Genomic DNA, 21,663 nt, shown 5'->3' with positions numbered 1-21,663 from the left:
CCATGCCGAATTCGTCCGTACTTCCTTTGGCCAAAGACGTGGGCGGCCCGGCGCAGCCGCTGCTGCGCATTCGCGGCCTGACCAAGCACTTTCCGCTCAAGAAGGACCCGCTGGGCCGGGGTGGCGGCCTGGTACGGGCGGTGGACGGGGTGGACTTCGAAGTGCTCAAGGGCGAGACCCTGGGCGTGGTGGGCGAATCGGGCTGCGGCAAGTCGACTACCGCGCGGCTGCTGATGCAGCTGATCGCGCCGACGGCGGGCGAGATCGTCTTCGACGGCCGTACGGTGGGCACGCCCGACCTGCCCTTGAAGGAGTTCCGCCGGCAGGTGCAGATGGTGTTCCAGGACAGCTACGCCTCGCTGAACCCGCGCCTGACCATCGAAGACTCGATCGCCTTCGGCCCGCAGGTGCACGGCGTGACGCGCCGCGACGCGGTGGCCCGCGCCCGCGACCTGCTCGACCGCGTGGGCCTGGCGCCCGCGCGCTTTGCCGAGCGCTACCCGCACGAGCTGTCGGGCGGCCAGCGCCAGCGCGTGAACATCGCCCGGGCGCTGGCACTGCGCCCGCGCATGGTGATCCTGGACGAAGCGGTGTCGGCGCTCGATAAATCAGTCGAGGCGCAGGTGCTGAACCTGCTGTCCGACCTGAAGACCGAGTTCGGTCTGACCTACGTGTTCATCAGCCACGACCTGGGCGTGGTGCGCTACATGAGCGACCGGGTGATGGTGATGTACCTGGGCCAGGTGGCCGAGGTGGGCTCGTCCGACGCACTGTTCCAGGCCCCGGCGCACCCCTACACCCGCGCGCTGCTGTCCTCCATGCCGTCGATGGACCCGGACCGCCGCACCGAGCAGCCCCCGCTGGCCGGCGACCCGCCCAATCCGATCAATCCGCCGCCGGGCTGCCGCTTTCACCCGCGCTGCCCGCTGGCTGCGCCGGTGTGTGCCCAGCGGCTGCCCCGCCTGTCATCGGCCGGAGCGCTGCATGTGGCGGCCTGTCTGGTGCATGAGCCCGGCAGCGGCCACCCGCTGGCCGCGCCCCTGGCGCAGGCCGCCTGAAGACGCAACGCACCGAGGCTTCCATGAACCTGTCCGTTTCCACTTCCCCCGCTTCTGCCGCCGCGCCCGATCCCGCTGGCGAGCCCGTGGTGCATGTGCGCGACCTCAGCGTGACGTTCACCGGCGGGCGCAAGCCCGTGCAGGCCGTCAGCGGCGTCAGCGTGGACGTGCGGCGCGGCGAGACCGTGGCGCTGATCGGCGAATCGGGCTCGGGCAAGAGCGTGACGCTGCGAACGCTGCTGCGCCTGCACCCTGAGCGCCGCACGCGCATGGCCGGCACGGTGCGCGTGGCAGGCCACGATCTGCTGGCCATGAAGGAAGGCGCGCTGAGCGCCTACCGCGGCAAGACCACGTCGATGATCTTCCAGGAGCCGCTGCTGGCGCTGGACCCGGTCTATACCGTGGGCGCGCAGATCGTCGAGTCGATCCGCCGGCATGAGGCGGTGACCGCCGCCCAGGCGCAGCAACGCGCCCTGGCGCTGTTCGAGCGCGTGCGCATTCCCAGCCCCGAACAACGCCTGAAGGCCTATCCGCACGAGATGTCGGGCGGCATGCGCCAGCGCGCCATGATCGCGCTGGCCCTGGCTTGCAACCCGCAAGTGCTGCTGGCCGACGAGCCCACCACCGCGCTGGACGCCACGGTGCAGATCCAGATCCTGCTGCTGCTGCGCGAGCTCCAGCGCGACCTGGGCCTGTCCATCGTGTTCGTCACGCACGACATCGGCGCCGCCGTCGAAGTGGCCGACCGCATCGCCGTGATGTACGCCGGCCGCATCGTCGAGGAAGGCACGGCGCGCCAGCTGATCCGTTCGCCCCGGCACCCCTACACCATCGCCCTGTTGAAGAGCCGCGCGCACGGCGCCATGGCGCGGGGGGCGGCGCTGGAGACCATTCCCGGCGCGCCGCCCGACCTGACGGCGCCGCCCCCAGGCTGCGCCTTCGCCGCGCGGTGCGTGCTGGCCGTGGATGCCTGCCGCAGCGCCGTACCGCCTCCGGTCGTCCTCGCCCCGGGCCACCAGGCGCGGTGTTTCCGCACGGAAGACGCAGCGGCCCTGGCGCCGGTGCTGGCGCCTGTTGCCGTGCCGGTTTGACCTGCCGCCACGTTCTTGCCGATTCAACACCGCATTCACCACCATGCCGCTGCACGACCCCGCCCACGCCTTCGTCCCCTACCCCGACGTTCCCGTAGCCCACGCCGCCACCGGTCCGCTGGCCGGCCTGTGCTTCGGCGTGAAGGACCTGTTCGATGTGGAGGGCTACCCGACTGGCGGCGGCAACCCGCTGGTGCTGGCACAGTCGGGGATCAAGTCAGGCAACGCGCCGACGGTGCAGCGGCTGCTGGACGCGGGCGCGCGCTTCGTCGGCAAGACGGTGACCGACGAGTTCGCGTTTTCGATGAACGGGAACAACGCGCACTTCGGCGCGCCCCTCAACGGCGCGGCGCCCGACCGCATCACCGGCGGTTCGTCCTCGGGCTCGGCCTCTGCAGTGTCGTCCCGGCTGTGCGACTTCGCGCTGGGCACCGACACGGGCGGCTCGGTGCGCGCACCGGCCAACCACTGCGGGCTGTACGGGCTGCGCCCGACCCACGGCCGCATCAGCCTGGCGGGCGCGCTGGACCTGGCACCCAGCCAGGACACCTGCGGCTGGTTCGCCCGCGAAGTCACTACCTTCGCGCAGGTGGCCGACGTGCTGCTGGAGCCGGATGCGGCGCCACTGCCCGCCGCGGCCGTGCGGCTGCTGCGCCCGCGCGATGTGTGGGGCCTGCTGGATGGCAATGTGAGCGGTGCACTGGCCAAAGCCTGCGTGCAAGTGGAAGCCGCGCTGGGTGCGACCGCAGACACCGTGGTGGCGCTGGAGTCGTTCGACGCGATGTACTGGAGCTTTCGATACCTCCAGGGCCGCGAGGCCTGGACCACCGACGGGCCCTTCATCGAACGATTCGCCCCGCCCCTCGGCCCAGGCGTGGCGGAGCGCTTCGCTTGGTCGAGCACGGTGACCGATGCGCAGGTGGCGCAGGCGCAGGCGTTCCGGACAACCTTCCGCACGCATCTGGCGGCGCTGCTCGGCAGCGACGGCGTGCTGCTCATGCCCACCATGCCCGACATCGCACCGCTGCGCTCGGCCGCGGAGGCCAGCCTGGAGGATTACCGCAACCGGGCCATCCAGATGCTCTGCATCGCCGGGTTGTCGGGGTTCCCGCAGCTGTCGATGCCGCTGGCGAGCCGTGATGGCGCGCCGCTGGGCCTTTCTCTGCTGGGGCCGGCGGGCAGCGACCGGTCGCTGATCGCCCTGGCAGAGCGCGTCGCCGCGCCTTGGTCCTGAGACAGTGCAGGCCGCGGGGCGGGTCAAGCCTGTGGGTGCAGTATGAGCGACAACGCGCGCTCCAGCGTGGCCAGATCGCAGTCCACCGCCTCGGCGGCCCGCTCGAGCACGATGAAGTCGCCGCCGTCCACCGCCAGCAGCGCGTGGTGCCAAGTGCCAGGGTGCAGCGTGACGCCTTGCTGTCCGTTGGTGATGAAGGCGCGCAGCGCGGTGGCCGCCGGCGCCGGGCCTGCGGGTGCCACGACGATGACGAAGCGGCGTTCGCCCAGTGGCACGAAGCTCTGGCTGCCCAGCACATGGCGTTCCAGTTCCCGGACCGGAACGGGGAAACTCCTCGGCAGTGCGCGAAAAAGGGCCAGCAGCGCATGGCCGCCGGCTGCATTCAGCTGCAGGTCATCCACCAGATCGAATCGCCGGGCATTGCCTGCGTTGATGGATTGGCCCGGTGTCTCAGGCGCTTCCAGCACGGTGCCGTACGGCGCAAACGCTGCAGTGGTGAGAGGCTGGGGCACCAGCAGGGACGGGGTGGGAGGAACAGGATCGGCGTGCATCCCCGGTCAGCCAGCAAGAACCAAGCCCGAGGGCCTCGGCCTGTGCGGCCCCGCTTACCAGCCAGGACGCCCCTTCGGAAGCGGCACCCGTGCAGGCTACCGAACCACCGCGCAAGGCAAAGCTGTTTCGCCCCTTCTAGCCGGATTTGCTTAGTCGGCTTCTTGCACAACGCTGACTACAATCGCACTCCCCTATAGCAGGCAGCCCGCCTGAGCCGGTCCGAATGCGGGTACTGCACCAACCCTGAGCTGGAGACGCTTGATGTCCGAGACCACCCCGGTGAACGCCACGCCCGACAAGAAAGCCCTGCTGCGCCGCGCGGCCCTGGAGTACCACGAGTTTCCCAAGCCGGGGAAGATCGCCATCGCCGCCACCAAGCAGATGGTCAACCAGCACGACCTGGCCCTGGCCTACTCGCCCGGCGTAGCCGCCCCCTGCGAAGAGATCGTGAAGGATCCTGCGGCGGCGTTCCGCTACACGGCCCGCGGCAACCTGGTGGGCGTGATCTCCAACGGCACGGCGGTGCTGGGCCTGGGCGACATTGGCGCGCTGGCCTCCAAGCCCGTGATGGAGGGCAAGGGCGTCCTGTTCAAGAAGTTCGCCGGCGTGGACGTGTTCGACATCGAGATCAACGAGAAGGACCCGGCCAAGCTGGTCGAGGTGATTGCGGCCCTGGAGCCGACCTTCGGCGCCATCAACCTCGAAGACATCAAGGCGCCCGAGTGCTTCTACGTGGAGCGCGAACTGCGCAAGCGCCTGAACATCCCCGTCTTCCACGATGACCAGCACGGCACGGCCATCACGGTGGCGGCTGCCATGCTCAACGCGCTCAAGGTGGTCGGCAAGGACATCGGCGCAGTGCGCCTGGTCGCCTCGGGCGCCGGCGCCGCCGCGCTGGCCTGCCTGAACCTGCTGCTGAAGGTGGGCCTCAAGCGCGAGAACGTGTTCGTGACCGACCTGGCCGGCGTGGTTTACGAAGGCCGCACGGAGCTGATGGACGAGGACAAGATCCAGTTCGCGCAGAAGACCGACGCGCGCACGTTGGCAGAAGTGATCGACGGCGCGGACGTGTTCCTGGGTCTGTCGGCCGGTGGCGTGCTCAAGCCCGCCATGGTGGCGAAGATGGCCGCCCGCCCCGTCATCTTCGCGCTGGCCAACCCCAACCCCGAAATCACGCCTGAAGATGCGCACGCCGTGCGTGGCGACGTGGTGATGGCCACCGGCCGCACCGACTACCCGAACCAGGTCAACAACGTCCTGTGCTTCCCGTACATCTTCCGCGGCGCGCTGGACTGCGGCGCGACGACCATCACGCTGGAGATGGAAATCGCCGCCGTGCACGCCATCGCCGAACTGGCCCAGGCCGAGCAGAGCGAAGTGGTGGCCGCCGCCTATGTGGGTGAGCCCCTGGCCTTCGGTCCCGAATACCTGATCCCCAAGCCGTTCGATCCCCGGCTGATGATGAAGATCGCTCCGGCCGTGGCCCAGGCCGCCGCCGACAGCGGCGTGGCCCTGCGCCCCATCGCCGACATGGACGCCTACCGCGACCACCTGCAGACCTTCGTCTATGCCTCGGGCACGACGATGAAGCCGATCTTCACCGCCGCCAAGACCGCCGCCAAGAAGCGCGTGGCCTATGCCGAAGGCGAAGAAGAACGCGTGCTGCGCGCCGCCCAGATCGTGGTGGACGAGAAGGTCGCCCGTCCCACGCTGATCGGCCGCCCCGCCATCATCGCCCAGCGCATCGAGAAATTCGGCCTGCGCCTGAAGGAGGGCATCGACTACGACGTGGTGAACGTCGAGAACGACCACCGCTACCGCGACTTCTGGCAGACCTACCACCGCATGACGGAGCGCAAGGGCATCACCGTGCCCATCGCCAAGATCGAGATGCGCCGCCGCCTGGCCCTCATCGCCGCCATGCTGCTGCACAAGGGCGAAGTGGACGGCATGATCTGCGGCACCTGGGGCCATACGTCGCACCACCTGCAGTACATCGACCAGGTGATCGGCAAGCGCGCCGGCGTGAACACCTATGCCTGCATGAACGGCCTGATGCTGCCCGATCGCCAGATCTTCCTGGTGGATACGCACGTCAACTACGACCCGACCGCCGAGCAGCTGGCCGAGATCACCATCATGGCCGCTGAGGAAATGATGCGCTTCGGCATCAAGCCCAAGGCCGCCTTGCTGTCGCACTCCAACTTCGGTTCGAGCAACCAGCCCAGCGCCGTCAAGATGCGCCAGACCCTGGAACTGCTGCGCGTGCAGGCGCCGTGGCTGGAAGTGGACGGCGAGATGCACGGCGACATCGCCCTGGATGCCGCGCAGCGCACCCAGGTGATGCCGCACAGCACGCTGGCCGGCAGCGCCAACCTGCTGGTGCTGCCCAACATCGATGCCGCCAACATTTCCTACAACCTGCTCAAGACGGCGGCCGGCGGCGGCATCGCCATCGGCCCGGTGCTGCTGGGGGCCGCGGAGCCGGTGCACATCCTGACGGCCAGCGCCACCGTGCGCCGCATCGTCAACATGACGGCGTTGACCGTCGCCGACGCAAACGCTTCGCGATAAGGCCCGGCAAAAAAGCAAGCGCTAACTTTTTAGCCTTGCTGCGGCGCAAGGCATCTGCCCAAATAATGGGCAGATGCTTGCATTCCGGGGCCCTTTCCGTCACACTAGCGGCTCGAAATTTCGGGTTAACCCGGGGTTTCTGAAAGGTGTCGTTGATGTTGAAGGCTGTCGCCGTCCAGGCGTACAAGGCAAGTTGGGCGTGCATTCTGGGACTCGGATTGGTGCTTGCACCGGTGTCCGCATCAGCCCGCAAGTCCGCGGAAACCGCGGCACTTCACTCCATTTCGCTGGCTGAACTGCCTTCGCAGGGACGCACGACCTACCAGTTGATCCGAGACGGCGGGCCGTTCCCGTACGACAAGGATGGCTCGGTCTTCGGCAACCGTGAGCGGCTGCTGCCGGCGCAGACACGCGGCTACTACCGCGAATACACCGTCAGAACACCAGGGTCGCGCGATCGGGGAGCCCGGCGCATCGTCTGTGGCGGCAAGCCCCGCACGCCGGACGCCTGCTACTACACCAGCGATCACTACGCGAGCTTTCGAGAAATTAAGGAATGAACGCTGGACGCCGCCTGCGCGTTCTCGGCCGGCAGTGGATCCTGTGCCCGGCGGATGGGTTGGTGAGAGATCCCCTTCTGGTCGACAGCCCCCACCGGTCTTCCGGAACACCTTGTTTGTGGACTTCTAAAAGAAAGAGCAGCGGAGATGGAAATGCCACTTCGTAAAGACCAAGACACCCCTCTGCGGGGCGTGCGCGCCAACATCGTGCAGTCGATCCGCGCCTTCCGGATCCAGGACCTGCAGGATTCGGCGCGCGGCCTGGGTCACCACTTCCTGTATGCCAACCTGGCACATGCCCAGTCCAAGCAGGACGTGCTGGACCTGATCGCAGGCCAGTTCACCTTCCCGGCGCACTTCGGCAAGAACTTCGACGCGCTGTACGATTGCATGACGGACCCGTTGCACAAATCGGGCCCGCAGCCGGGCTTCATCGTGGTGCTGGAGCAGATCCCCACCACGGTCAAGTTCGACAAGGAAGCGCGAGAGCAGCTGCTCGACATCTTCCGCGACGCCGCCGACTACTGGGCCGACCGCAAGATCCCGTTCCGCTGTTTCTATTCTTTTCTGTAGCCCGTTCTGCATCCACTGGCCAAGCAGAACGGGCTGCCGAGGCGAGCGAAGCCGCCCCGGTCCCGGCCATCCAGATCACCGTCGAGCCGTCGTCCGGCGAGAAGATGCCCACGGACAAGCTCGTGGACGTGTCCCCTCTGGCTTTGCGCATGAGCAGCCCGTTCAATGCGGGGTACTGGCTCGCTGCGGCCTGAATTCGGTACATCCCCCTGAGGCGCTTCGCGCCTTCCCCCTTCTCTCTACGCGCTTCGCGCGATGGGAAGGGGGACGCAGCCGGCGCGGCGGGGCGGCCCTTGCGCGGCTGCTGCTGGCCTGGGTCGCGCCAGTTTCAAGGACGGTTGGTCATCTCGTCCTGATGGGGGCCAATGCCCAACAGCCCCTGGAATAGGTCCCAACGCGGCGGCGGGCCTTGCAATGCACTGAAACCATGGTCAAAAAGGCCTGTAGCGCTTGATAAACAAGCGCCTACAGCTATTAATTCAGGAGCAATCCTGCGCCAGGGCCACGTAGTCGGCCACGGGCACTTCCTCGGCGCGGCGCTGGGTGTCGAAGGTGCCGGCGAACTGGCGGGCTTCGAGCCAGCGGCCCAGGGTGTGGCGCAGCAGCTTGCGGCGCTGGCTGAAAGCGACCTGCACCAGTTCTTCCAGCAGCTTCGGCTGCACGGCAGCCGGCTCGGCGCGGGGCACCATGCGCACCACGGCGCTGTCGACGCGCGGCGGCGGGTCGAAGCTCTCGGGCGGCACGAACAGCACGTTCTCCATGGCATAGCGCCACTGCAGCATCACCGACAGGCGGCCGTAGTCGGCCGTGGCGGGCTCGGCCACCATGCGGTCGATGACTTCCTTTTGCAGCATGAAGTGCTGGTCTTCGATGACGGCCACGTGCTCCAGCAGATGGAACAGGATGGGCGTGGAGATGTTGTACGGCAGGTTGCCGACCACGCGGATCTTGGGAGCGCCCAGCGCTTGCGCCACCTGGGCGAAGTCCACCTTCAGCACATCGGATTCGATGACGTCCAGCTGGCCGTGCGTGCGCAGGCGCGCCGCCAGGTCGCGGTCGAGCTCGATCACCGTCATGCGGCCGAGGCGCTCCACCAGCGGCTGCGTGAGCGCGGCCAGGCCCGGGCCGATCTCGACCACCGGCTGGCCGGCGACGGGGCCGATGGCGCGCACGATGGCGTCGATGATGCCGTGGTCGCTCAGGAAGTGCTGGCCGAAGCGCTTGCGGGGAATGTGCTTCATGCCAGTGCGGCCGGACGGCCCCAGGAGCGCAGCGGGATGGCGCGGACGGCGGGCGTCATTGCGGCGCGTCGCGGTACTCGACGTAGGCACGGCCCCGGATGTCCTGCATCCAGTTGGCGTAGGCTTCGTCCAGCTTCTTCTCGCGGACCATGTCGCGCACCATGTCGCGCTGCTCGCGCGGCGTGAGCTTGGCTTCGCGGCGCTCCAGCAGCTGGATCAGGTGCACGCCGAAGCGGGAGACCACCGGCTGGCTGACCTCGCCGGGCCGCAGGCTGCTCAGGACCTCTTCGAACTCGGGCACGTAGCGGCCGGGGCTGGCCCAGCCGAGGTCGCCGCCGTCCTTGGCGCTGCCGTCCTGCGAGTACTCGCGGGCCAGAGAGGCGAAGTCGGCTGTGCCGCTTTCGATGCGGCGGCGGTAGTCGGCCAGGCGCTCGGCAGCGGCGGACTCCGACAGCTGCGCGCCGGTGCGCAGCAGGATGTGGCGCGCATGGTTCTGCACCGCCACGGACGGCACGCCGCCGCGGTTGCGCTCGATCACCTTCAGCACGTGGAAGCCGGCGGGCGAGCGCACCGGGCCGACCAGGCCGCCCACCGGCGCCTGGCGCGTCGCGCTCAGGAACAGCTCGGGGTAGCGGTCGGCGGGGCGCAGGCCCAGCTCGCCGCCGGATTTGCCTTCCGCCGCGTCGGAGTACTCGCGCGCGGCGGTGCCGAAGTCCTTGCCGGCACGCACTTCGTCGGCCGCCTTCTGCGCGCGCTCGCGGCGCTGCTCCACCACCTCGGGGCTGGAGCCCTCGGGCACGAGGATGAGGATGTGGCCCAGATTGAGCTCGGTCCTGGACGGGTCCGCGTTGGTCTGCTGATCGCGCAGGAACTGGTCCACGTCGGCTTCGGTCACGCGCACGCGGGACTCCACCTCCCGCTCGCGCAGGCGCTGCAGCTGCAGCTGGCTGCGCAGCTCCTGGCGGAAGCGCTCGCGCGTCAGTCCATCGGCCGCGAGCCGGCGCTCCATCTCCTCCAGCGTGACGCTGTTCTGGCGGGCCACGCCCTGCTCCGCCTGGGTCACGGCCAGGTCATCGACCTTGATGCCGCCCTCGGTCGCCAGCTGGGTCTGGATCTTCTCCAGGATGAGGCGCTCGAGCACTTCGCGCCCGATGCGGTCGCGCGGCGGCAACTCGCCGCCCTGCGCGGCGATCTGCTGCTCGATGCGGGCCTGGCGGATGCGCACGTCGTTGTTGGTGATGGGCTCGGAGTTCACCACGGCCACGATGTAGTCGGCCTGGCGCGGCAGGCTGCTGCCCGGGGCCGGCAGCATGATCGGCGGCGGCGTGCGGGTGAGGCCGCCGCCGCTGCTCCCGGGGGACCGCAGGCCCTGGGCCTGCACGGCGTGCTGCGGAGCGAGGGATGCCAGGGCGGCAAGGCCGGCCAGGGCCCAGGTAAAAGCGCGTTGTTTCATGGCGTCTCAGTCAAAGGATACGGGCGGCGTCCCGGGCAGCGGCGCGGCCGGCGGAATGCGCAGGGGATGCATCCATCCATCAATCGTAGTTGGAGAAGCGGCTCGGGATGTTGCGGTTCTGGCCCAGCATCTCGTAGCGGGGCACATTGCGCTGCAGGCTGGCCAGCGGGTTGGAGCCCAGCGACAGGCGCGAGAAGCCGGTGAATTCCAGCTGGAACATCACGCGCGACGTGGACGTCGTCGTGCTGCTCTGCAGGCGTTCGAGGACGACGCGGCCGATCCAGCAGCAGGCTTCGTATTCGAAGCCCACCACGCTGTCGACCAGCCGGCGGTCCTTAAGGCTGTAGTTCAGGCGGCCCACGGTGAACCAGCGGCCCTTGTCGGCCGTGGGGCGCTCGTTGGCGCCACCCCACAGGGCGTTCAGCGGCCACTGCCAGCCCACATCGACCTGCTCGCTGGGCTCTGCGATCAGGCTGGTCTCCTTCTGCATGCGGTAGGCGGCACTGATGGTGCGGTAGTTGCCCGGCGTGTAGCGCGCGCTGACGGTGGAGCGCAGCGAGCGATCGGTCTTGGGGTTGTACTGCACCGTGGAGTCGAAGCCCCACTGCGGCGTCCAGTTGATGCCGGCGCCCAGGAGCACGTCCGACAGCCGCTCGCTGACGGGCGTGCCGCCGGGCATGGTCACATTCTGGTCTGAGAAGCGCAGCCGCTGCGCGATGCCGAAGCGGGCGGCCTCGGCGCCGGTGTCGGCGTCCAGCAGCCGGGTGGTCACGCCCAGCGTGAGCAGGTTGTTGTCGGCCAGCCGGTCGTTGCCCGCGAACGCGTTCTCGGTGTAGACCGACGAGAAGTTGAAGTCCTTCACCGCGGTGTCGTACACCGGGACCATGCTCTGGTCGCGGTAGGGCGTGTAGGTGTAGAAAGCGCGCGGCTCCAGCGTCTGCAAGAAGTTGCGGCCGAAGAAGCGCGTGTCGCGCTCGAACACCAGGCCGCTGTCGAGGCTGAAGGTGGGCAGCGTGCGGTCGTAGCTGCGCTGGCCGTTGGCCAGCATGCCGTCGAACTGGTATTGCGAGGTGTGCAGCTGCACCTTGGGCGTGATGAAGCCGGCCGGCGCGAGGAAGGGGCGGCTGATCTGCGCCAGCAGGTAGCTGCGGTCGGCATTGGGCTGCCCCGTGTAGAACCGGTCCGCCTGGAAGCGGGTGTAGTCGCCGTCGATGCTGGTCTCGAAACCGCCCGGGAGCGTTTCCGTGGGCGCGTAGCGCCAGTGCAGCTGCGGCAGCTGGTCATACGGCGGGGTGATCGGCGAGTTGACGTCCTGCAGCGTCTGCCACTTGACCACATTGAGGCTGAGCGAGTGGTCGCCGCGGCCCCAGCCCAGGTTCAAGCGGCCCGGCAGCAGACGTTGCGACAGCAGCCCGCTGGAGCCGAGGGTGCCGGTGCCCAGGTTGCGCGTGTTGAAGTCGCGCCAGTAGTTGTCGTCGCTCACCCGCTGCACGTCGATGCCCAGGGAGACGCCGCCCACGGGGGTGTCCAGGCTCTGGCCGTGCCGCAGCTTGTACGACCAGCGGTCCCGGTCGCGCAGCTTGTCGCCCGGCATGTAGTCCAGGGCCACCTCGCCGCTGTAGCTCGGCTCCAGGTAGCGGAACTCGGTGCCCAGGTTCACGCCGCGCTTGCTCATCACCGTGGGGGTGATGGTGGCGTCGCGGTTGGGGGCGATGTTCCAGTAGTAGGGCTGCGAGTACTCGAAGCCGCTCACGCTGTCCAGGCCGACCGTGGGCGGGAGCAGGCCCGATTTGCGGCGGTCCGACAGCGGGAACGACAGGCCCGGGAAGGGCAGGATGGGCACGCGCTTGAACTCGAGCACCGCCCCTTCGGCACGGCCCACGTCCTCCTCGCGGTCGAGGTGGATCACGCGGGCGCGCAGGATCCAGTCGGGCTGCCAGCTGGCCTCGTCGGTGCGCTGGCAGGTGGTGTAGGTGGCGTCGTACACCACGGAGCGGTCACGGTCGATGAAATCCACGCGCGAGGCCTCGCCATGGGCCGAGGTTTCGAGGAACCGGTAGTTCGCGTCGGTGAAGAAGCCGTTGAAGGCGTCCACGCGCAGTTCCAGCTGCGAGCCGGCGTAGGTGTTGCCTGCGCGGTTGATGCGTACCTGGCCGTTGGCCTTGGCCAAGTCGTCGGCCACCGTGTAATCCATGCGGTCGGCCTTGATGACCGTATCGCCGCGGCGCAGTTCGGCGTCGCCTTCGATGGTGGCCTTGATGTCCGGCTGGCCCGTCACGTGGTCGCCGCTGACGAAGACCGGCAGCTGGGGACGGACGGCGTCGGGAAGGGTTTCCTGCAGGCGCGGGCTGGTGCGCAGCACGGGAGCGGCGTCGGCCGCCGGCGCAGGGTCGCCCGCCTCGGTGGCCTGGGCCAGCACGGCCAGCGGTGCGCCGCACACCATCCAGGCGGCCAGCCGGGCCAGCGTGCGCAGCCGGAAGGCCGGCACGGCGCGCGTGCCGCGGCGGGGGCGCCGGGCAGCGGGGGCGGGCATCGGATGAGGCGTCGGGGAAGACAGGGCAGCGGGCAAGGAGGAACGGTCCATGAAGTCGGCCAGTCGGCGGCACAGCGGCGGACAAGTCCGCCCGGTCCGGGGCAGACCGGTTTGTAAAATCGGATTATCCATGAGCCACCCTGACTCCCCCACTCCCGCCCCGGCGGACGCGGCGCCCGCCGACAGCGCCCCCACCGTCGCCTGGAGCGATGCCGCCCGGCACGCCGCCTTCGAGGCCTGGCTCGCCCCGCTAGCCGCACGGCACGGCCTGCTGCCCGCCAGCCTGCGCCCGGCCTCGGCCGATGCCAGCTTCCGCCGCTACCTGCGCCTGGATGCGGCGGACGGCAGCACCCGCATCGTCATGGATGCCCCGCCCGACAAGGAGAACTGCGCCCCCTTCGTCCAGGTGCAGCGCCTGCTGCAGGACGCGGGCCTGCGCGTGCCGCAGATCCTGGACTGGGACGAGCCCCACGGCTTCATGCTGCTGACCGACCTGGGCCACCAGACGCTGATCGAGCTGCTGGACCCCGAGGCGCCCACCGCCGCCCGCGACTGGTATCTGCAGGCCACCGACGTGCTGCTCGACTGGCAGAAGGCCTCGCGCCCGGGCGTGCTGCCGGCGTACGACGACGCCCTGCTGCGCCGCGAACTGGCCCTGTTCCCCGACTGGTACCTGGCGCGCCACCGCGGCGTGGCGCTGAGCGATGCGCAGCAGGCCACGCTGGCCCGCACCTTCGATGCCATCGTGGCGCAGAACCTGGCGGCACCCAGCGTCTTCGTGCACCGCGACTTCATGACGCGGAATCTGATGGCCCCTGCGCTCCCCTCTGCGCGTGGTTCGCTGCCCCCCGAGGAGGCTCTCGCCGCCTTGGGGCGGCCCGGCGGCGGCTCGGCTGGTGCATCCCGGCACGCACTCGGCGTGCTCGACTTCCAGGATGCCGTCTACGGCCCCATCACCTACGACATCGCCAGCCTGCTGCGCGACGCGTTCATCAGCTGGGACGAGGATTTCGTCATCGACATTACCGTGCGTTACTGGGAGAAGGCCCGCAAGGCCGGCCTGCTGGGCGCGGCGAGCGCCAGCGGCTGGGGCGCGGACTTCGGCGAGTTCTATCGCGCCGTCGAATGGATGGGCCTGCAGCGCCACCTGAAGGTCGCCGGCATCTTCGCCCGGCTGACGCTGCGCGACGGCAAGCCCAAGTACCTGGCCGATGCGCCCCGCTTCATTGGCTACATCCGCTCCACGGCCAGCCGCTACCGCGAGCTGGCGCCCCTGCTGCGCCTGGTGGACGAGATCGAGGGCACGCAGCCGCTCGTCGGCTTTGCCTACGGCCGGATTTAGGCTCCCACAGAATCATGGTCAAAATGGCCTCTGGCGCTTATTCCATAAGCGCCAGTAGCTCCTATTTTTGAAGCATATGCCCCGCTTTCACTGCCCCCTGCCCCTGGCCACCGGCGCGCAGCTCACGCTGCCGCCCACGGCCGCACGCCATGTGCAGGTGCTGCGCCTGCAGCCCGGCGATGCCATCACGCTCTTCGACGGACGCGGGGGCGAGTACGCCGCCACGGTCACGCGCATGGGCCGCTCCGATGTGGACGTGGAGGTCGGCGCGCACGACCCCGTCGAGCGCGAAGCCGCGCGCGCCGTGCACCTCGTCGTCGGCATGCCGGCCAACGAGCGCATGGACTGGCTGGTCGAAAAAGCCACCGAACTCGGCGCCACCAGCATTCAGCCCATTGCCGCCGCGCGCAGCGTGCTCAAGCTGTCGGGCGAGCGCGCCACCAAGCGCCAGGCCCACTGGCAGGCGATTGCCGTGTCCGCTTGCGAGCAGTGCGGCCGCAACCGCGTGCCCGTCGTCCACGCCCCGATGGCCCTCAGCGACTGGCTGCGCAAAGACGCGCCCCCGCAGGGCACCCGCCTGCTGTTGTCGCTGCGGGCCGGCAGCCAGCCCCTGCGCGATGCTGCGGGTGCGGAGGGCGACGTCTGGGTGCTGCACGGCCCCGAGGGCGGGCTGACCGCACAGGAAGAAGACGCCGCCCTGGCCCAGGGCTTCGCGCCCGCCAGCCTGGGCGCGCGCGTGCTGCGGGCCGAAACCGCCTCCGTCGCTGCGCTGTCGCAGCTCGTATTCGGATGAGCGCAATCCTCTCGCCCGATCTGCCCACGGACAGCCCCGAAAGTGCGCTGACCGACTTTTTCCGCGATGCCGACGCGGCCGCCGATTCGCCGCTGCTGTGGCGCATCGCGCGCCAGCAGGAGCTGACGCAGGCGCTCAGCGGCCTGTTCCACGGCCCGGCCGCGCTGGTGCAGCTGCGCCTGTGGGTCTTTCTGCAACTGGCCGCCCAGGGCGAAGCCCTGCTGCCGCGCGAGCGCATCGAGGACCTCTTTCGCGCCCTGCGCCCCGAGGCGCTGGAAACCGTGCTCAAGCGCTTTCGCGACGTGGGCCTGCTGGCCTGGGACGAAACCCAGCGCGCCTACACCCTGCCGCCGCTGGCCCAGCGGGTGGCCGGGCTGCTCTCGCCCCTGGCCAACGAAGCGCCCCCGGGCGATGCCGAGGAGGGCGGCGAGCTGGCCGACCTGCTCGGCTCGGTGGTGGGCGCCAACCAGCTCGGCCATGTGGACGCAGGCCAGGTGCAATTGCTGCACGCACAACTGGCGCGCCTGCACGGCGAATTCGCCGACGCGATTGCCAGCGGCTCCGAGTTCCGCCTGCGCGAGGCACGCAAGCGCTACGACCGCGCCGCCACGCTGATCGACCGCGCGTCGGACGCCATCACCGCCATCATCAGCAACGCCCACGGCCACATCGCGCTGGAGCGCGCGGCGCGCGGGCTGGGCCAGGCCCAGTCGCGCCTGCTGGCCATGGCCAGCCAGTTCAACCGCGCGCTGCAGCAGGTGGACCGCCAGCGCGTGACGCTGGGCACCACCGGCATCACCAGCACCGACGTGAAGCGCTGGCTGCAGGCGCTGCCGCGCACCCATGCGCTGCTGCAGGACGCCCTGGGCACGCCCACATCGTTCGCCACGCTGGCGCCGCACGAGCTGCTCGACGTGGTCGAGGCCGAGTTCGAACGCGACCGCCCGCAGGCCGCCGCCGCGGAAGACCTGCCCGGCGCCACGCCCGCCCCCGCCGGCACGCTGGCCGCCGTGGCCCTGCCGCGCGAGCTGAACGACCTGTCGGAACTGCTGGCCGCGTGGGACCTGGAGCCTGCCGACGCCCATGGCCCGCACGATGTGGCCGACGCCCTGCTGGGCACCACGCCTGCCGATGCGCGCTATGCCCAGGTGGCCTACAAGGCCCAGCTGCTGCCGCTGCTGGGCGACCCGCAGGCCGCCGTGCTGCCCGGCCTCACGGGCGACCTGGCCCGCCAGCCCTGGCGCGTGCAGTGGGAGGCCAGCGCCAAGAAGATCAAGCACCCGCAGATCGCCCTGCTGAGCCGCGGCCGCCTGGTGCCCGCGGGCCACGGCAACAACGTCCCTGCGCCCGTAAGCGACGCCCCGGGCACCGCCGCGCCCGCCGATCCGCATTGAAGAAAAAGAAAGCCAAAGACCTTACCGATGGATGACGCCGCCCTCTTGATCGCCGAACTGCTCACCCGCCGCTGGCTGCCCCGCAGCCACCCGCGCGTGAAGCGCGCGCTGGTCGACGCCGAACTCTTTGCCCAGGTCGAACAGCGCCTGGCCCAATCCGGCCTGCGCTTCATGGACAGCATCTATGCCGACCACGTGAGTGTGGCCCTGCTGCCGGCCGCGCAGAACGGCGTGCTCGGCGAAGCCGGGCTGAACGCCAACAACAACCTGGAGCTGCCGCGCGACGCGCAGGCCCTGCTGGTGGTGCTGTGGGCGCTGATCGTGCTACCCAAGCGCGAACGCCAGACCAGCCGCGTGGAAGAGGCCGACGCCGGCCAGAACGACATGTTCCCCGGCGCCAAGCCCCTGCCCGCGGCCCGCCACGTGAGCCCCGTGCTGTCGTACAAGACGCTGCTGGAGGACTACGGCAACCAGCTCGGCAAGAAGGTGCGCCTGGACACCAACCTCAAGCTGCTGGAGCGCCATGGCTTCATCCTGCGCCGGCAGGACGACATCGCCGAGGGCCCGCTGCTCGACGTGCTGCTGGACTACGACGTGCTGGCCCCGCGCATCCTGGACGGCGCCCTGGCCGACGTGCTGCTGCGCGAGCGCGCCGCGCAGGAAGAATCCGAGCCAAAACAGGCTGCAGTGCTTGATACACCAGCGCAGTCAGCTATCAAAACCGAAGTGCAGGAGTAAGAACGTGTTCAATGCCTTTTTGGAGTCGCGCAAGCGCCTTGTCGGGATGGGATGCAAGGCGCGGTGCGCAGTGGATAGCTCGACTATCCACAAGCGCCGCAACGCCGCAGACCGCCCGACAAGGCACTTGCCCGAAGGGTTGGCGTGAAATCGGGCGCCTTCACGCCCCAGTTTCTTGCATGGGCATGAGCCCATGCCGCGCAACTGGAGCATGCATCCATCCCGATTGCACTCCAACGCGATCTCCAAAAAGACATTGAACACGTTCTGAGCATGTTCCACCTGCAAACCCTCGAACTCGTCCACTGGGACTACTGCCAGCGCGTGGCCCTGCCGCTGGACGCCTCCATCATCACCATCGCCGGCCCCAACGGCTCGGGCAAGACCACGCTGCTGGACGCCATGCGCACGCTGCTGGGCCTGCGCTGCTCGGCCCCGCGCGACTACCGCACCTACGCGCGCCACGCCGGCGCGCAGACGGCCTGGCTGCGCGCCGTGGTGGACAACCGCGCGCAGAGCCGGCAGACGTCGAGCCGCCCCTTCGCCCGCCGCCTGATCTACACCGACCAGGTCACGCTGGCCTGCCGCATCGACAAGAACGGCGGCGACTGGCAGCGCCGCTACTGCCTGGTGGAGGGCGACGCCAGCATCGAGCAGCTGCGCGACACGCCGGAGAAAGACCTGGGCTTCATGGGCGTGGAGGCCTGGGGCCGCGTGCTGTCGGCCGCCGGCCTGTCGCCCGCCATCGCGCGCGTGCTGTCGCTGGAGCAGGGCCAGACCGACCGGCTGTGCGAGTTCTCCCCACGCGAGTTGCTGCGCCTGGTGTTCGACGTGTTCGGCGACCAGCAGGTGCTGGACGACTACGACCAGGCGCGCGAGCACCAGCAGCAGCTGGTGCGCGAAATGGCCCAGGCCGAGCGCGAACTGGACCACAGCCGCGCCCAGCTCACCGAACTGAGCAACCGCGTGACCAACTACAAGACCTGGCAGCTGCGCCTGGCCGAGCGCGAACGCCTGGCCACCGAGGTGCTGCCCGTACTGACCTGGCATGGCGAGCGCGAAGGCCTAACCAAGCAGGCGCGCGAACTGCGCCGCCAGAAGACCCAGCACCGCGCCGCGCTGGCCGAGCAGGCCGTGCAGAACAAGCGCCTGCTGCACCTGCTGGACGAAGGCGGGCGCGCGCAGGCGGATGCCGAGCGCCTGCACGCCGAGCGCGACCAGGCGCGCGTGCAGCTGGATGCCGCCATGCGCCACGAAGCCCCGCTGGACAAGCTCGCCCAGCGCGAGCAGGAGCTGCTCGCGCTGGTGGACAAGGGCAGCAATGCCGACGAGCTGCAGGCGCATCTGGCCGACCTGCAACGCCAGGAGGCCGACGCGCAGGACGAACGCAGCACGCTGCAGCAGCGCCGCCGCCTCGCCCACGACGCGCTGCAGGCGCTGGAAGGCCAGCGCCTGCCGCCGCAACCGGCCGAGGTGCAGCAGTTCCGCAAGCGGCTGGTGGCGCAGGGCATCGGCCACCAGTTCGTGGCCGAGGTGGTCGAGGTGGTGGAAGAAGCCTGGCGCGCCGCGGTCGAAGGCGTGCTGCGCGGCCACCGCTGGGTGGTGCTGCTCGACAAGGACAGCGACCTGGCCGAGGCCTACGACATCGGCGAGCGCGAGCGCTACCGGCATTACCTCGTCGGCCCCGGCGAGAAGGTGCTCAAGGGCGAGCCCGGCACGCTGCTGGCCCACGTGCGCTTCACCGCGCCCGTGCCGCGCTGGCTGGTGCAGCAGCTGCAGCAACTGCGCTGCGTGGCCGACCCGCGCGAGGGCAAGCGCCTGGGCGGGACCTGGATCACGCCGCAGGCCTACATGCACGACGGACGCGGCGCCCGCTCGATGTGGGTGGAGCCGCGCGACCACCAGTTCGGCGCCGCCGCCGTGCACGCCCGCCGCGGTGCCGCCGAGCGCGATCTGGCGCAGATCGATGCGCAGCTCGCCCCGGTGCTGGAGCGGCTCATGGCGCTCAAGCGCCAGATCACCGACACGCGCCGCGCGCTCGAAGGCCACAGCGCCGCCGAGGAACTGGCCCGCCGCAGCGACGAGTTCGCCCAGGCCCGGCAGGACCTGCCCGCCGCCAAGCAGGCGCGCATCGGCGCCGCCCAGCTGTGGCAGAGGCTGGACACCGAGGCCGCGCGCGCGCACGAACGCCACCGCGCCTTCACCGACGAGCACCAGCGGCTGGAGGCGCAGCTCAGGCGTGCCCGTGGCGACAGCGAACGCGCGGCGCAGGAATGGACGGCGCGCCGCCGCCACCACACCGGCGCCGTGGCGCACAGCCAGGCCCAGCGCGCGCGCTTTCCGGCCCGCTGGATCGCGCCCGCCACGCTGGCCGCGCTGGTCGACGAGTACGTCAACGACACCCAGGCCAAGCTGCGCCTGCACGCCGTGGAGCAGGAGCTGGAGCAGGGCACCTGGGAGCGGGACGCCACGGTGGAAGAGCGCCACCGCCGCATGGACATGACGGTGCGCGAGCAGGCGGGCAGCCTGTCGGACCACCAGGTCAAGAACGCCCAGGCCGCCACCGCCGTGCTGAACGCGCGCGAGAGCTACATCGAGGTGCTGCGCAGCACCGTGCGCCGCTACCGCAAGAACATCCAGGAGCTGGGCGCGCTGGCCGGCGTGGACGTGGCAGCCGACCTGCCGCTGCTGGAGAACGACGACACCGTGCTCGCCCAGGCAGGCCTCAAGGTGCACTTCGCCTTCGACGGCAAGGGCAGCATCGGCCTGAACGACGGCGAGGCCTCGGGCGGGCAGCAGGTGATCAAGTCGCTGATCCTGCTGGTGGGCCTGCTCAAGGACGAGGAGAGCGGATCGGGCGGCTTCGTCTTCATCGACGAGCCCTTCGCCCACCTGGACGTGCGCAACATCCAGCTGGTGGGCCACTTCCTGCGCTCCACCCAGGCGCAGTACGTGCTGACCACGCCCATCACGCACAACCTGGAGGTGTTCGAGCCCGCCGAGATCACCCTGGTGACCAGCAAGAAGCCCAAGGACAGCCGCTGGGCCCCGCCCATCGCCGTGGCCAAGCGGCGCGGCGTACCGGTGCTGGAGGCCGTGCCGGCCTGACAGGCCCCGCCAGACGGCCCGCCTGGCGGAAAGGCGGGGTTTTCCCTGTTTTGCGGTGTGCGCTGACACGCAGGAGCCTCTGCGGACTGCCGCTCGTCCCTAGAATCTGTGGTGAGACAACACCGCGTGGCAGTCCGGCACCCTTGGCCGGGCGGCCTCCCGCCTGCGCGGTGCAAGAAGACACCTCCTGACCAGGGAAAGGGATCCGCGTGAACCACGCAGCCGCCGATGCCGGCACGCCCCGCAGCAGCGCATTGCGGCGGCTCATGGACGCGCTGCTGGGCACCGACCGGCGCCAGCGCCTGCGCGTGACCATGGCCGGGCTGGCAGCGCTGCTCATGACCGGCTGCATGATCGCCATGCACATCGTGGCGGCCGCCGGCATGGCCAACCGCACGCACGTGCTCTGGTGGACGCTGGCCAGCGCCCTCGGCCTGACCTTGGTGCTGGCGGCCATCCGCACCGGATACTCCACGCGCTTCAGCGACCCGTCTCTCACGCTGGTCCAGATCCTCTACGCCATCGCCTGCAATGCCGTGGCCTACGCCATTGGCGGGCAGGCGCGCGGCATCACGCCGCCGATCCTGGCGGTGATCATGATGTTCGGCATGTTCGGCCTCACGCCCCGGCAGATGCTGGGCGTGCTGGTCTACGGGCTGGGCGTGTTCGGGCTGGCGTGGATCGTGGTGGAGCTGCGCCAGGAGCCCGGCCACTCCCGCGCGCTGTCGGTGGCCTACGGCATCATCATCGTGGTGGTGCTGCTCAGCAGCACCTTCCTGACCCGCCGCGTGCAGGCCACGCGGGAACACCTGCGCCGCCAGCGGGAGAAGCTGGCCCAGGCGCTGGAGCAGATCCGCGAGCTGGCCACGCACGACGACCTGACCGGTCTGCCCAACCGCCGCTACATGCTGGAGATGATGCGCATGGAGATGCTGCGCGCCGAGCGCAGCGGTCAACCGCTGCTGCTGGCCCAGCTCGACCTGGACCACTTCAAGACCATCAACGACACCCACGGCCATGCGGTGGGCGATGCGGCGCTGCAGAACTTCGCCCACACCGTGCGCCAGTGCGTTCGCGGCTCGGACGCCCTGGCGCGCTGGGGTGGCGAGGAATTCATCCTGATGCTTTGCAACACCCGGCCGGAAGACGCGGCGGACCTGCTGGAGCGCGTGCGGCGGGCCGTGGCCGCGCAGCGCATGGAGCGACCGGGCCGCCCGCCCATCCGCATGACGGTGTCCATCGGCGTCACCCGGTACCAGCCCGGCCAGACCATCGACCAGACGCTGGAACACGCCGACCGCGCGCTGTATGCGGCCAAGGCGCAGGGGCGCGACTGCATCGTCTGGCACCAGGCCGGCGGCCCCGCAAGCGCGCCCGCCCCGGCCTGACGAACCACTATCACTTTAATAGCTGCACGCG

At 69.7% G+C, this 21,663-nt stretch carries 16 protein-coding genes; 12 read left to right on the top strand and 4 right to left on the bottom strand.

What is annotated here, in order from left to right; all coding sequences use genetic code 11:
- Positions 1 to 2: 2 nt before the first annotated feature.
- From QE399_RS06865 to QE399_RS06855, 3 genes are read left to right on the top strand one after another with little or no spacing between them, the layout of a single operon-like run.
- On the top strand, positions 3 to 1,058 hold the full coding sequence (locus QE399_RS06865; RefSeq protein WP_309827426.1) for an ABC transporter ATP-binding protein: 1,056 nt from the start codon (positions 3 to 5) through the stop codon (positions 1,056 to 1,058).
- 23 nt (positions 1,059 to 1,081) lie between these two features.
- A complete protein-coding gene (locus QE399_RS06860) occupies positions 1,082 to 2,149 on the top strand; it encodes an ABC transporter ATP-binding protein (protein ID WP_309827424.1) in 1,068 nt (355 codons plus the stop codon).
- A 43-nt stretch (positions 2,150 to 2,192) separates the two neighbouring features.
- Complete coding sequence (locus tag QE399_RS06855) at positions 2,193 to 3,383, top strand: amidase (protein ID WP_309827422.1); 1,191 nt, start codon at positions 2,193 to 2,195, stop codon at positions 3,381 to 3,383.
- 23 nt (positions 3,384 to 3,406) lie between these two features.
- On the opposite strand, the gene QE399_RS06850 is transcribed toward QE399_RS06855, so the two are convergent.
- Entirely contained in the window at positions 3,407 to 3,934 is a 528-nt protein-coding gene (locus tag QE399_RS06850; protein WP_309827420.1) for an ureidoglycolate lyase, read from the bottom strand.
- A 262-nt stretch (positions 3,935 to 4,196) separates the two neighbouring features.
- Here QE399_RS06850 and QE399_RS06845 point away from each other — a divergent pair, with 262 nt between their 5' ends.
- The 3 genes from QE399_RS06845 to QE399_RS06835 all read left to right on the top strand — a co-directional run bounded on the left by QE399_RS06845 (position 4,197) and on the right by QE399_RS06835 (position 7,642).
- Positions 4,197 to 6,509, top strand: coding sequence for an NADP-dependent malic enzyme (locus QE399_RS06845; RefSeq protein ID WP_309827418.1), 2,313 nt, complete (start codon positions 4,197 to 4,199; stop codon positions 6,507 to 6,509).
- Positions 6,510 to 6,664: 155 nt separating this feature from the next.
- Positions 6,665 to 7,069 (top strand): guanyl-specific ribonuclease, encoded by a 405-nt coding sequence (locus QE399_RS06840; RefSeq protein WP_309827417.1) that lies wholly within the window; start codon positions 6,665 to 6,667, stop codon positions 7,067 to 7,069.
- A 147-nt stretch (positions 7,070 to 7,216) separates the two neighbouring features.
- On the top strand, positions 7,217 to 7,642 hold the full coding sequence (locus QE399_RS06835; protein ID WP_309827416.1) for a barstar family protein: 426 nt from the start codon (positions 7,217 to 7,219) through the stop codon (positions 7,640 to 7,642).
- Positions 7,643 to 8,121: 479 nt separating this feature from the next.
- On the opposite strand, the gene rsmA is transcribed toward QE399_RS06835, so the two are convergent.
- The 3 genes from rsmA to QE399_RS06820 form a co-directional block, all read right to left on the bottom strand.
- On the bottom strand, positions 8,122 to 8,883 hold the full coding sequence (rsmA, locus tag QE399_RS06830) for a 16S rRNA (adenine(1518)-N(6)/adenine(1519)-N(6))-dimethyltransferase RsmA (protein WP_309827415.1): 762 nt from the start codon (positions 8,881 to 8,883) through the stop codon (positions 8,122 to 8,124).
- 55 nt (positions 8,884 to 8,938) lie between these two features.
- Positions 8,939 to 10,336: a peptidylprolyl isomerase gene (locus tag QE399_RS06825; protein WP_309827413.1), complete on the bottom strand. Its 1,398-nt coding sequence runs from the start codon at positions 10,334 to 10,336 to the stop codon at positions 8,939 to 8,941.
- Positions 10,337 to 10,415: 79 nt separating this feature from the next.
- On the bottom strand, positions 10,416 to 12,920 hold the full coding sequence (locus QE399_RS06820; protein WP_309827411.1) for an LPS-assembly protein LptD: 2,505 nt from the start codon (positions 12,918 to 12,920) through the stop codon (positions 10,416 to 10,418).
- A 79-nt stretch (positions 12,921 to 12,999) separates the two neighbouring features.
- On the opposite strand from QE399_RS06820, the gene QE399_RS06815 reads away from it, so the two are divergent.
- From QE399_RS06815 to QE399_RS06790, 6 genes are all read left to right on the top strand, one after another.
- Complete coding sequence (locus QE399_RS06815; RefSeq protein ID WP_309827410.1) at positions 13,000 to 14,211, top strand: aminoglycoside phosphotransferase family protein; 1,212 nt, start codon at positions 13,000 to 13,002, stop codon at positions 14,209 to 14,211.
- A gap of 76 nt (positions 14,212 to 14,287) precedes the next feature.
- Positions 14,288 to 15,004 carry a 16S rRNA (uracil(1498)-N(3))-methyltransferase gene (locus QE399_RS06810; protein ID WP_309827408.1) on the top strand — a complete coding sequence of 239 codons (717 nt, stop codon included), beginning with the start codon at positions 14,288 to 14,290 and terminating at the stop codon, positions 15,002 to 15,004.
- Positions 15,001 to 16,398 (top strand): hypothetical protein, encoded by a 1,398-nt coding sequence (locus QE399_RS06805; protein WP_309827406.1) that lies wholly within the window; start codon positions 15,001 to 15,003, stop codon positions 16,396 to 16,398. Before QE399_RS06810 ends, QE399_RS06805 begins: the two co-directional genes overlap by 4 nt.
- A 27-nt stretch (positions 16,399 to 16,425) precedes the next feature.
- The gene (locus tag QE399_RS06800) at positions 16,426 to 17,136 is read left to right on the top strand and encodes a hypothetical protein (RefSeq protein WP_309827404.1); all 711 of its coding nucleotides are present in this window, start codon (positions 16,426 to 16,428) and stop codon (positions 17,134 to 17,136) included.
- 273 nt (positions 17,137 to 17,409) lie between these two features.
- Entirely contained in the window at positions 17,410 to 20,244 is a 2,835-nt protein-coding gene (locus QE399_RS06795) for an ATP-binding protein (protein WP_309827402.1), read from the top strand.
- A 209-nt stretch (positions 20,245 to 20,453) separates the two neighbouring features.
- Positions 20,454 to 21,632, top strand: coding sequence for a diguanylate cyclase (locus tag QE399_RS06790; RefSeq protein WP_309827401.1), 1,179 nt, complete (start codon positions 20,454 to 20,456; stop codon positions 21,630 to 21,632).
- Positions 21,633 to 21,663 lie beyond the last annotated feature (31 nt).

The sequence above is a fragment of the Paracidovorax wautersii genome, from assembly GCF_031453675.1.
Classification (GTDB): Bacteria; Pseudomonadota; Gammaproteobacteria; order Burkholderiales; family Burkholderiaceae_C; genus Paracidovorax.
The sequence above is the reverse complement of the archived record's forward strand: the minus strand, read 5'-3'. Positions and strand labels throughout refer to the sequence as shown.

Coding starts and splice junctions, on each gene's coding strand:
- QE399_RS06865 (WP_309827426.1), top strand. CDS start 3: ATGCCGAATTCGTCCGTACTTCCTTTGGCCAAAGACGTGGGCGGCCCG.
- QE399_RS06860 (WP_309827424.1), top strand. CDS start 1,082: ATGAACCTGTCCGTTTCCACTTCCCCCGCTTCTGCCGCCGCGCCCGAT.
- QE399_RS06855 (WP_309827422.1), top strand. CDS start 2,193: ATGCCGCTGCACGACCCCGCCCACGCCTTCGTCCCCTACCCCGACGTT.
- QE399_RS06850 (WP_309827420.1), bottom strand. CDS start 3,934: ATGCACGCCGATCCTGTTCCTCCCACCCCGTCCCTGCTGGTGCCCCAG.
- QE399_RS06845 (WP_309827418.1), top strand. CDS start 4,197: ATGTCCGAGACCACCCCGGTGAACGCCACGCCCGACAAGAAAGCCCTG.
- QE399_RS06840 (WP_309827417.1), top strand. CDS start 6,665: ATGTTGAAGGCTGTCGCCGTCCAGGCGTACAAGGCAAGTTGGGCGTGC.
- QE399_RS06835 (WP_309827416.1), top strand. CDS start 7,217: ATGGAAATGCCACTTCGTAAAGACCAAGACACCCCTCTGCGGGGCGTG.
- rsmA (WP_309827415.1), bottom strand. CDS start 8,883: ATGAAGCACATTCCCCGCAAGCGCTTCGGCCAGCACTTCCTGAGCGAC.
- QE399_RS06825 (WP_309827413.1), bottom strand. CDS start 10,336: ATGAAACAACGCGCTTTTACCTGGGCCCTGGCCGGCCTTGCCGCCCTG.
- QE399_RS06820 (WP_309827411.1), bottom strand. CDS start 12,920: ATGGACCGTTCCTCCTTGCCCGCTGCCCTGTCTTCCCCGACGCCTCAT.
- QE399_RS06815 (WP_309827410.1), top strand. CDS start 13,000: ATGAGCCACCCTGACTCCCCCACTCCCGCCCCGGCGGACGCGGCGCCC.
- QE399_RS06810 (WP_309827408.1), top strand. CDS start 14,288: ATGCCCCGCTTTCACTGCCCCCTGCCCCTGGCCACCGGCGCGCAGCTC.
- QE399_RS06805 (WP_309827406.1), top strand. CDS start 15,001: ATGAGCGCAATCCTCTCGCCCGATCTGCCCACGGACAGCCCCGAAAGT.
- QE399_RS06800 (WP_309827404.1), top strand. CDS start 16,426: ATGGATGACGCCGCCCTCTTGATCGCCGAACTGCTCACCCGCCGCTGG.
- QE399_RS06795 (WP_309827402.1), top strand. CDS start 17,410: ATGTTCCACCTGCAAACCCTCGAACTCGTCCACTGGGACTACTGCCAG.